Annotated in this window: 8 protein-coding genes; 7 read left to right on the forward strand and 1 reads right to left on the reverse strand. The window is 68.2% G+C overall.

The annotated features are described in order from the left end of the window. Positions 1-25 precede the first annotated feature (25 nt). Together AC1DWT_RS08645 and AC1DWT_RS08650 are read left to right on the forward strand one after the other, a co-directional pair. Positions 26-2779: a cation-translocating P-type ATPase gene (locus AC1DWT_RS08645; RefSeq protein ID WP_206014173.1), complete on the forward strand. Its 2754-nt coding sequence runs from the start codon at positions 26-28 to the stop codon at positions 2777-2779. A gap of 10 nt (positions 2780-2789) precedes the next feature. Next, the gene (locus AC1DWT_RS08650; protein WP_206014172.1) at positions 2790-4505 is read left to right on the forward strand and encodes a SulP family inorganic anion transporter; all 1716 of its coding nucleotides are present in this window, start codon (positions 2790-2792) and stop codon (positions 4503-4505) included. A 5-nt stretch (positions 4506-4510) separates the two neighbouring features. Here the strand turns inward: AC1DWT_RS08650 and AC1DWT_RS08655 are convergent, their stop codons facing one another. Then, entirely contained in the window at positions 4511-5485 is a 975-nt protein-coding gene (locus AC1DWT_RS08655) for a GlxA family transcriptional regulator (RefSeq protein ID WP_206014171.1), read from the reverse strand. A 71-nt stretch (positions 5486-5556) separates the two neighbouring features. Here AC1DWT_RS08655 and AC1DWT_RS08660 point away from each other — a divergent pair, with 71 nt between their 5' ends. From AC1DWT_RS08660 to AC1DWT_RS08680, 5 genes are all read left to right on the forward strand, one after another. Beyond that, entirely contained in the window at positions 5557-6867 is a 1311-nt protein-coding gene (locus AC1DWT_RS08660) for an MFS transporter (RefSeq protein WP_072943829.1), read from the forward strand. Between the two features lie 50 nt (positions 6868-6917). Continuing rightward, entirely contained in the window at positions 6918-8768 is a 1851-nt protein-coding gene (locus AC1DWT_RS08665; RefSeq protein ID WP_206014170.1) for an AMP-dependent synthetase/ligase, read from the forward strand. Positions 8769-8807: 39 nt separating this feature from the next. After that, positions 8808-9569: a MerR family transcriptional regulator gene (locus AC1DWT_RS08670; protein WP_206014169.1), complete on the forward strand. Its 762-nt coding sequence runs from the start codon at positions 8808-8810 to the stop codon at positions 9567-9569. A gap of 16 nt (positions 9570-9585) precedes the next feature. Further along, positions 9586-9975: a DUF5313 family protein gene (locus AC1DWT_RS08675; RefSeq protein ID WP_072943834.1), complete on the forward strand. Its 390-nt coding sequence runs from the start codon at positions 9586-9588 to the stop codon at positions 9973-9975. A 168-nt stretch (positions 9976-10143) separates the two neighbouring features. After that, the coding region (locus tag AC1DWT_RS08680) for a carboxyl transferase domain-containing protein (RefSeq protein ID WP_477920272.1) at positions 10144-10410 on the forward strand (267 nt) is incomplete at its 3' end.

Raw genomic sequence — 10410 nt, forward strand, 5'->3', positions numbered from 1 at the left:
TCCGAGCCGGAAAGGACGAGCGGTCATGGTCTCGACGGAATCCGCGCAGACGCACACGGCCTGGTACGCCCAGGACGCCGATGCCGTCGTCGCCGCGACAGCATCCGATCGGCAATCAGGCCTGACGGCCGGAGAGGTGGACGAACGGCGCCGACGGCACGGTCCCAACGAGATCGCCTCGGAGCCGGGCCCGTCCGCGTGGGCGATCGCGCTGCAACAGCTGAAGGATCTGATGAACCTGATGCTGGTCGCTGTGGCGATCGTCAGCGTCGTCATCGGCGAGGTCTCGACCGCGATCATCGTCGCGGCACTCGTCGTGCTCAACGTCGTGCTGGGCACGCGGCAGGAACTGAAGGCGCGCGCCAGCGTCGACGCGCTCGCGAAGATGCAGACACCGCAGGTGCGGGTGACCCGGGACGGGACTCTCCTGCAACTCGCCGCCACCGGCCTCGTACCGGGCGACATCGTGCAACTCGAGGCCGGCGACGTCGTCCCCGCCGACGGCCGATTGCTCACGTCGGCGACCCTCGAGACCCAGGAGGCGGCACTGACGGGTGAGAGCGCACCCGTCCCGAAGGACACCCAGACCCTCGGCGCCGCCGACGTGCCCCTCGGCGACCGCAGCAACATGGTCTTCCAGAACACGTCGGTCACCCGGGGCACCGCGACCATGGTGGTCACCGAAACCGGAATGAACACCCAGATGGGCCAGATCGCGTCGATGCTGTCGGCCGTCGCGCCGAGCAAGTCTCCGCTTCAGCGCGAACTGAATTCGCTCACCAAGGTGCTCGGCATCATCGCGTGGACGGCGGTCGCGCTCATCGTGATCCTCGGGGTGATCCGCGGACAGAGCCTGACGACGGTGCTGCTGCTGGGCATCTCCATGGGAGTGTCCGCGATCCCGACCGGCCTGCCCACGTTCGTGCAGGCGATGCTGGCCTTCGGTGCCCGTCAACTGGCCGAGGCGAAAGCCGTCGTGAAGAACCTCACCGACGTCGAGACCCTCGGCGCCACCAGCGCGATCAACTCGGACAAGACCGGCACGCTGACGATGAACCAGATGACCGTCCGGTCACTGTACTTCCACGGCCGGTGGTACACCGTCGACGGCGAGGGATACAGCAAGACGGGCCGGATCACCCAGACCGCAGGCGAGGCCGCCCCCGACTTCACCCTGCTCGCCTACGGGCTGTGCCTCGACAGCGACGCCACCGTCTCCGACACCGGTGACGTCGTCGGCGATCCGACGGAGGCCGCGCTGGTCGTGCTCGCGGCCAAGATCGGCGTCGACGCTCCGCTCACCCGGCGCACGTATCCCCGCATCGCGGAAGTGCCGTTCGACTCCGCGTACAAGTTCATGGCGACGTTCCACCACCTCCAGGTCGACGGCAGCACCCAGTTCGTCGAACTCGTCAAGGGCGGCCCCGACGTGGTCCTCGCCCGCTGCGCCACCGCCTTCCTGCCGGGCAGGCACGCGGTGCCACTCGACCAGGTCCGGGACGAACTGACCGCGGCAAACCGGGAGTTGTCCGAGAAGGGTCTCCGCGTGCTGGCGTTCGCCGCCCGCAGGCTCGACGGGCAGGAGGACGCCGCGGCGGCCGACCCCATGTCGTTCGTCGAGGACCTCACGTTCGTCGGGATGGTCGGCATCATCGACCCGCTGCGGCCGGAGGCGATCGACGCCGTGCGCACCGCCCACGCAGCAGGTATCGAGGTCCGCATGATCACCGGCGACCACGCGATCACGGCGTCGGCGATCGGTGCCGAACTCGGCCTCGGCCCCGGCGCGATCGGCGGTCCCGAACTCCAGGCCATGACGGACGAGGACCTCACTGCGGCCCTCCCGCGCCTGCACGTGTTCGGCCGCGTGACCCCACAGGACAAGCTCCGTCTCGCCGACATCATGCAGCGGAGCGGTGCGGTGGTGGCGATGACCGGCGACGCCGTCAACGACGCCGCCGCACTGAAGAAGGCCGACATCGGCGTCGCCATGGGTTCGGGCAGCGAGGTGACGAAACAGGCGGGCAAGATGGTGCTCACCGACGACAACTTCGGAACCCTGATCACCGCGATCCGACTGGGCCGCAACATCTACGAAAAGATCGTGTCGTACATCCGGTACCAGATGTCGAAACTGTTCTCGCTGGTTCTGCTGTTCCTCGTGGCGAGTATCTTCGACATCAACGACGGGGTCGCGCTCACCCCGCTCATGGTGTTGTTCCAGCACTTCTTCATCACGCTGTTCCCCGTCGCGGTCATCATGCTCGATCCGGCGCCGCCGGACCTGATGAACAAGCCGCCCCGCGACCAGCACACGCCGATCGCCAACAAGACGGCGTTCGGGCAGTGGCTGGCGTACGGCATCCTGCAGTTCGCCGTCACCCTCGCCGCGATGCTGCTCGCACCGGGCGACATGAGCACGACCGAGGCGAGCGTTCCGATGACGACGGCATTCGTGGTGCTGTCGCTCGGGTCGATTCTCGCCGGACTCGTCATGCGGCGCGACCCGGAATCGGGCCTCACCGCACCGATCCTCGGCGCACTGAAGATCCTGTCGATCCCGGTCGTCGTCACCGTGTTCGCGGTCGAGATCGGCTTCCTCCAGGACCTCCTCATGACCACGTCGCTGACCGGTGGGCAGTGGCTCGCCTGCCTCGGGTGGTCGCTGATCATCCCGGTGGTCGTGGAGGCGGAGAAGGCTCTCCGCCGCAGGCGGCACGCGCGTCCGGTCACTCCGATCTCCGCGGCAGCCGCGGTCGACCCGCAACGTGCGCGCTGAGGCCGGCACCATGTCCTTGACAGGAGGCCTCGCGCAGTTGCCCGGGATCGTGACGGCACGGGCGTACCGCCGCGAGTGGCTGCGACCTGACATCACCGCCGGACTCGTCCTCACCGCGCTCCTCATCCCCGCCGGGATGGGATACGCGGAGGCCGCCGGGTTGCCCGCCTACGCCGGGCTGTACGCCACCATCGTCCCTCTCCTCGCGTACGCGGTGGTCGGACCGTCGAAAATCCTTGTTCTCGGACCTGATTCGTCGCTCGCGCCGCTCATCGCCGCGGCGGTCCTGCCCCTCGCCGTCACCGACGATCCGGAGAGCGCCCTGGCCCTCGCAGGCATCCTGGGCGTCCTCATGGGCCTCATCCTCCTGGTCGGCGGGTTCCTGCATCTCGGCTTCGTGACCGAACTGCTGTCGAAACCCATCCGGCTCGGGTACCTGAATGCGATCGCGTTGATCGTCGTCGTCGGCCAGTTACCCAAACTGCTCGGGTTCGACGTCGACGCGTCCGGACTCATCGGGGAGATCGGCGGGATCGGAAAGGCGGTGTTCGGGGGCGACATCGACCCCGTCGCCGCCGCGGTGGGTCTCGGCTCCCTCGCCGTCATCGTGGCGTTCCGCATCTGGATTCCCCGCATCCCGGGCGTTCTGGTGGCGGTGGTCGGGGCGATGATCCTGTCGGCCGCGCTCGGGCTGACCGACGACATCGGGATGGTCGGCGCCCTCCCCGCGGGCCTGCCGCTGCCGTCGTTCGGCGGCGTCGACTGGGGCGACGTGGGACAACTCGTCGGACCGGCCGCCGGAATCGCCCTGATCGCGTTCGCCGACACGGGCGTGCTCTCGCGCACGTTCGCCGCCCGGCGCGGCGAAGATGTGAACGGCAGCACCGAGATGAAGGCGGTCGGCGTCGCCAACATCGCGGGCGGGCTGTTCGGCGGCTTCCCGATCTCGGCCAGCGGGTCCCGCACGCCGGTGGCCGAACAGAGTGGCGCCCGCACGCAATTGGCGTGTGTCGTCGGCGCCGTCGCGGTGCTGGTCTTCGTCCTCGTCGCCCCCGGTGTCACCGCCTACCTCCCCGACGCGACGCTGGGCGCCGTGGTGATCGTCGCGGCCACGGCGCTGGTGGACGTGGACGGCATGGTCCGCATGTGGCGGATGAGCAGCGTGGAATTCGGGCTCGCCGTCGCCGCGTTCCTCGGGGTCGCCCTGGTCGGTGTGCTGCAGGGCATCCTCGTCGCGATCGGGCTGTCCTTCGTCGCCGTGGTCGCGCAGGCCTGGCAGCCGTACCGCACCGAACTCGTCCGGACGGCGGACCGGCCGGGCTTCCACGACGTCGAGCGCCACCCCGGCGGGGACCGCATCCCCGGACTGGTGCTGGTGCGCTTCGACGCCCCCCTGTTCTTCGCGAACGGTGAGATCTTCGACGAGTACGTGCGTTCGGTGGTGGCGGAGGCGCCGACCCCGGTCGAGTGGGTCGTGATCGCCGCCGAGCCGATCACCGGACTCGACACCACCGCCGTCGACGAACTCGTCGACCTCGACACCTACCTCGAAGGCAAGGGAATTCAGCTGGCGTTCGCGGAGATGAAGGGCCCGATCAAGGATCGGCTCATCCGGTTCGGGGTGGGCGACAGGTTCGACGCCACGCACTTCTACCCGACCATCGACTCCGCGGTGGAGGCATTCCGCGACCGGGCCGAAAGCGCCGGGGATCCGGCCGAAGACTGACTCGCTCAGACGGCCCGGCCTCGAAAGGTTCTGCGATACGCCGACGGCGGAACCCCCAGCACCGCACCCATGTGCTGCCGCAGGGAGGTGCCGGTTCCGAACCCGACCTCACGGGCGATGACGTCGACGGACAGGTCGGTGGTCTCCAGGAGTTGGCGCGCACGGTCGACCCGGCGGGTGGTCAGCCAGCGGTTCGGGGTGGTGCCGACCTCCTCGCCGAAGCGCCGGGTGAACGTGCGGACGCTCATGTTCGCGTGCGCCGCCAACCGGTTCAGCGCCAGCGGTTCGCCGAGGCGATGCAGCGCCCACTCGCGGGTCGCCGCGGTGGACTCCGACGTGGTCTCCGGGATCGGCCGCTCGATGTACTGGGCCTGCCCGCCGTCGCGCCACGGTGGGACGACGCATCGGCGCGCCACCCGGTTGGCGACGTCCGACCCGTGGTCGCGGCGCACGATGTGCAGGCAGAGGTCCAGTCCGGCGGCGACGCCCGCCGAGGTGAGGATGTGGCCCTCGTCGACGAACAGCACGTCGGGGTCGACCCGGACCTGCGGATACGTGCGCTGGAAGTGCTCGGTGTTGCGCCAGTGGGTGGTGGCGCGCAGGCCGTCGAGCAACCCCGCCGCGGCGAGGATGTACGAACCGGTGCAGATCGAGACGTACCGCGTGCCGGGCCGGACGTACGCGAGCGCCCGCGCGAGGTCGGCGGGCAGACGGCCTTCGTCGTACGCCGGGCCGAGTTCGTACGACGCGGGGATCACGACCGTGTCGGCCTCGGCCAGCAACTCCGAGCCGTGGTTGACGGACACCGAGAAGTCGGCGTCCGAGCGCACCGGCCGTCCGTCGGCCGTGCACGTCTGCACGTCGTACAGCAGATTCCCGTCGGCGTCGTGCGCCCGCCCGAAGACCCGCGACGGGATGCCGAGTTCGAACGGGATCACACCGTCCAGGGCGAGCACGACCACACGATGACGAACGACCATGGCCAGATTCTTTCACATGTTGTCATTCCGGCAACTGTTCCGGCGCGGCGCCGTCCCGCAGACTTACCGTCGTGACGTCCGACATCGCGCCCCCGGCACCTCCTGCCCAGACGGCCCCGCCGCGCCTGCACTACGCCTGGCTCGTCGCGGCCGTCGCATTCCTCGCCCTCGTGGGAGCCGCCAGCTTCCGGGCGGCGCCCTCGATCCTGATCGACCCCCTGCACGAGGACTTCGGCTGGTCACGGGCGAGCATCTCGTCCGCCGTGTCGATCAACCTGGTGCTCTACGGGCTGACGTCGCCGTTCGCGGCGGCGCTCATGGAACGCTTCGGCATGCGCCGGGTGGTCACCGCCGCGCTGGTCCTGGTGTCCGCCGGCAGCGGACTGACCGTCTTCATGACCGCCACCTGGCAACTCGTACTGCTGTGGGGTGTGCTCGTCGGTCTCGGTACCGGCTCGATGGCGCTCGCCTTCGTCGCCACCGTCGTCGACCGCTGGTTCGTCGCCCGCCGCGGCCTCGTCACCGGCATCCTCACCGCGGGCAGCGCCGCCGGACAGCTGGTGTTCCTGCCGATCCTCGCGATGGTCGCCGAGCACTACAACTGGCAGACCGTGGCGCTGACGGTGTCGTTCGCCGCCCTCGCCGTCGTGCCGCTGGTGCTCGTGTTCCTGCGCAACCGGCCGTCGGACGTCGGGACGGTCCCGTACGGCGCCGGGCCCGACTACGTCGCGGAACCACCCGCCCCGACCGGTCGCGGCGGCGCCGCTGGCCGGGCCGTGACGGTGCTGCTGTCGGCGGCGCGGACCCGGGTGTTCTGGTTGCTGGCCGGCACGTTCGCGATCTGCGGGGCCAGCACCAACGGACTCGTCGGCACCCACTTCGTCCCGGCCGCGCACGACCACGGCATGCCGGTGACGGCGGCGGCGACCCTGCTGGCGGTGATCGGGATCTTCGACGTGATCGGCACCATCGCGTCGGGCTGGTTCACCGATCGGTTCGATTCACGCAAGCTCCTCGGCATCTACTACGTGCTGCGCGGGATCTCGCTGATGCTGCTGCCGATCCTGTTCGCGAACACCGTGCACCCGCCGATGATCGCGTTCGTCATCTTCTACGGCCTCGACTGGGTGGCGACCGTGCCCCCGACCGTCGCGCTGTGCCGCAAACACTTCGGCGGCGACGCCCCCATCGTGTTCGGCTGGGTGCTGGCGTCCCACCAGATCGGCGCCGGCCTGGTGGCGTTCCTCGCGGGACTGGTGCGCGACCAGTTCGGCGGCTACGACGCCGCGTTCTACGTCGCGGGCGGGCTGTGCGCGATCGCGGCCGTGATGTCTCTGGCCATCGTCGCGAAACCCCGCACGGTGGCGTCCGGGATCGGCTGACCTGCGCCGAAACCACTCCCCGGAACGCTCCCGGTTCCTAAGATCGGTACATGGCAGCTCAGCGCGCGTCGGACGAAGTCATTGACCGCTCCAAGATCGAGAATCGGGCTCCGTCGGTAGCCGCACTGTTCGTGGATCGGGTGGCCCACTCGCCCGGTCGCGAAGCGTTCCGATACGTCGACCCGGACGACCCGACCATGTGGGCCAGCGTCACCTGGTCCGAGGCGGGCGACCGGGTGCGCAACCTCGCGGCCGGTCTCATCGTCCTCGGTGTGCAGGCCGAACAGCGCGTCGCGCTGGCCTCCGCCACCCGCTACGAATGGGTGCTCGCCGACCTGGCCGTGATGTGCGCAGGCGCGGCCACCACCACCGTGTATCCCACCACCACGGCCGCCGACGTCGCCTACATCGTCGCCAACTCCGGCAGCCGCGTCGTCTTCGCCGAGGACGACGCGCAGCTCGCCAAGCTGCGCGAGAACCGCAGCGAACTCGGCGACGTCGAGAAGGTCGTCCTGATCGACGGCACCCCCGGAGACGACGACTGGGTCATCACGTTCGACCAGCTACACGACCTCGGCGAAGAACTGCTGGCCGAGACACCCGACGCCGTGCACGACCGGATCGAGGCGATCGACCCCGACGACCTCGCCACCCTGATCTACACGTCGGGCACCACCGGCAGGCCGAAGGGTGTGCGACTGTCGCACTCCGCGTGGACGTACGAGGCCGCAGCGATCGACGCCACCGGCATCCTCGACGCCGACGACCTGCAATACCTCTGGCTCCCGCTGTCCCACGTGTTCGGAAAGGTCCTGCTCACGCTGCCGCTGCAGATCGGTTTCGCGACGGCGGTCGACGGTCGCGTCGACAAGATCGTCGAGAACCTCGCGGTCGTCCAACCCACGTTCATGGGCGCCGCCCCCCGCATCTTCGAGAAGGCGTACGCGCGGATCGTCTCCACCGTCCGAGCGGAGGGCGGGCCGAAGGAGAAGATCTTCGACTGGGCCATCGGCGTCGGCCTGCGGGTGTCGAAGGCGAAGCAGGCCGGCAAGGGCCCGTCGCTGCTCGACTCGGTGCAGCACGCCGTCGCGGATCGGCTGGTGTACAGCACGATTCGCGAACGCTTCGGCGGACGCCTGAAGTTCTTCATCTCCGGATCCGCGGCACTCAATCGTGATGTCGCGCAATGGTTCGACGCCGTCGGCATCGTCGTCCTCGAAGGGTACGGACTGTCCGAGACCAGTGCCGCCTCGTTCGTCAACCGCCCGTCGGCGTACCAGTTCGGCACCGTTGGCTGGCCCATCCCGGGCACCGAGACCCGGATCGCCGACGACGGCGAAATCCTCATCAAGGGTCCGGGCGTCATGAGCGGGTACCACGAGAACCCCGAAGCCACAGCCGAAGCGCTCACCGACGAGGGCTGGTTCCACACCGGCGACATCGGCGAACTCGACGACAAGGGCTACCTGCGGATCACCGACCGCAAGAAGGACATGTTCAAGACGTCCAACGGCAAATACGTCGCACCGTCCGCGCTGGCGGCCACGTTCAAGGGCATCTGCCCCTACGTCGGTGAACTCATCGTCGACGGCGAAGGGAAGTCGTACTGCGTCGCCCTGATCTCCCTCGACGCCGAATCGATCGAAGAATGGGCGAAGAACAACAACCTGGGCGGCAAATCTCTCGCCGAGATCGCCAACGCCCAGGAGACCCGCAACCTGATCGGCGGCTACGTCGAGGAACTCAACGCGGGACTGAACCGGTGGGAACAGATCAAGAAGTTCCGCATCCTCGAACGGGAACTCACCGTCGAGAACGGCGAGATCACCCCGAGCATGAAACTCAAGCGCAAGGTCGTGATGACCAACTTCTCCGGCGAACTGGAAAATCTCTACACCTGAGTTGACCCTCACGCGACGTAAGGCTGCACGGTAGAGGACGTGAGCGAGAAACACACGGTCGGCGTGGTCGCCAGACTGGTCGGAGTGAGTGTGCGCACCCTGCACCACTACGACGAGATCGGCCTGGTGACCCCGTCCGACCGCACCCCCGGTGGGTACCGCAGCTATTCGGACGCCGACGTGGAACGTCTGCACCGCGTACTGACGTACCGCGAACTGGGATTCCCCCTCGAGGAGATCGCAGCCCTCCTCGACGACCCGGACGTCGATGCCCTCGCGCATCTACAGCGACAGCACGCGTTGCTGAGCGAACGGATCGATCGCTTACACGAGATGGCTGCAGCCGTGGAGAAGATGATGGAGGCGAAAAGCATGGGCATTCAACTCACCCCCGAAGAGCAGAACGACATCTTCGGCGACAACTGGCCGGGCGAGGAGTACGCGGCCGAGGCCGAGGAGCGGTGGGGCGACACAGACGCGTGGAAGCAGTCCCAGAAGCGCACCGCGAAGATGAGCAAGGACGACTGGAAACGCATCAAGGCCGAGGGCGACGCGGTCGAAGCCGCACTCGCACAGGCGATGACCGACGGCGTCGAACCCGGATCCGATCGGGCCAACGCACTCGCCGAGCAGCACCGCGCCGGCATCGAGCGGTTCTACGACTGCGATCACGCGATGCAGGTGAACCTCGCCGAGATGTACCTCGCCGACGACCGCTTCCGCAGGCACTACGACGACGTCGCCCCGGGCCTGGCGCAGTACGTGCGGGACGTCATCGTCGCGAATGCGGAAAAGCAGTAGCACTATCCTGAAATGCATGTCCGATTCGCAGCGTCCCAGTCCCAGTCAGTACGTCGGGTATCTGTTCGGTCGGACGCTGCCGGATTCGATGCAGGACTGGGTCCGCAACGACCTCGTCGGGCCGGGCGCCTCGGTGCGGTACGTCCTCCGTTTCATGCTTCCCGTCGCGGCGGTGCTGGCGTTGTTCCTCCTCATCCCCGGTCCGATCTGGATTCCGCTGGCGATGATGGCCCTGCTGCTGCTCCCGCTGCTCTACTTTGCGGTCGCGCTGATGAACATCTACCGTCGCCACCGTCTGCTCAGCCACGGCCTCGATCCGGACCTCGTCGGCGAGAAAGCGCAGCGCCGCGCCGACCGCACACGCGAGGACTACGAACGCCGCCACGGCCGCACCGAGGACCGGTAGCAGCAGCGTGACGCATCACACCCTCTCGTCGAGAGTGATGCAGCGCACGTGAACGATCGATAAGTAATGCGTTAAAGTGGCGGCGTCCGAGTGGGTACTCCCACGAACCGCGTACCCCACAGGGTTCAGCGCAGGTTCCGACAGCCTCGACGGGAAGAGCAGTCATAGATGACAGTCACAGATTCGGCGGTCACGCCCGATATTCACACGACGGCGGGAAAGCTCGCCGACCTGCGTAATCGTCAGGCCGAGGCGCAGCACCCGAGCGGTGAAGCCGCGGTCGACAAGGTCCACGCCAAGGGCAAGCTCACCGCCCGCGAACGCATCACCGCCCTGCTCGACGAGGGCTCCTTCGTCGAACTCGACGCCCTCGCCCGCCACCGCTCGGTGAACTTCGGCCTCGCCGACAACCGCCCCGTCGGCGACGGCGTCGTC

The organism is Rhodococcus sp. P4_B6 (assembly GCF_056402215.1).